The following is a 687-nucleotide window of genomic DNA, read 5'->3' on the forward strand; positions in this document are numbered from 1 at the left end:
CACCACCGACCCATAGCCACTGGCCGCCGCGGCCAACTCCGCGGCCAACTCATCCCACGCAGCAGCCGCCGCCAACATCGGCCCCGAGCCGGGACCCGCATACATCAGACCCGAGTTGACCTCCGGTGGTAATGCGCCGAAGTCGAACACCTATGAACCACCGAGCCCGAACGGCATGGGTTTACTCACGCATCGCCCCCGCATGACGACCTTCACCAAAGTTGCTTTTGAGTGAGGCTAATCGGGAGGACTCCCCTGCCCTCGCCGCCGCAGCGACCCGCCGCGGAACCGCCACACTAACCCGGCGGACCTCGAGGCGGACGTAGGCCGCGCCCATACGCCTACGGCCTCCCGACAGACGCGCCCATCACCTGCGACAACATCCGACAGCATCCGCGATCGGCGGGATGCGCCCGCGGCTCCACCGGCCGTTGCGGCGGCGCGTCGAGGGGGTGAATGCCTCGACCCGGGATAAAAATCCGGCCGCAGCTAAAGCCCGCCCGCGCCACGTCTTTCGCACCCGGACGCCCGAAGGCGCGCCGGCCGCGCGTATGCGGGGGCGCGCCTTCGGGGTGTGGTTTAGCCGGCGGAGAGGGGGCGGGCCATGACGGTGGGTTTGAAGCCGTAGCGTGGGCCTGCGCCGGCGCCGCGCACGGGGCCGCCGACTCCGGAGGCGGGTACGCCGCC

Annotated in this window: 2 protein-coding genes; both read right to left on the reverse strand. The window is 70.6% G+C overall.

Going from position 1 to position 687, the window contains the following annotated elements:
- The coding region (locus ACQI5H_RS24580; RefSeq protein WP_427081892.1) for a PPE domain-containing protein at positions 1-150 on the reverse strand (150 nt) is incomplete at its 3' end.
- A gap of 429 nt (positions 151-579) precedes the next feature.
- Positions 580-687, reverse strand: a 108-nt coding sequence (locus ACQI5H_RS24585; protein ID WP_427081893.1) for a PPE family protein, SVP subgroup, incomplete at its 5' end; no start/stop codon positions are given.

The organism is Mycobacterium heidelbergense (genome assembly GCF_050205645.1).
In the GTDB taxonomy this organism is placed as follows: Bacteria; Actinomycetota; Actinomycetes; order Mycobacteriales; family Mycobacteriaceae; genus Mycobacterium; species Mycobacterium heidelbergense_A.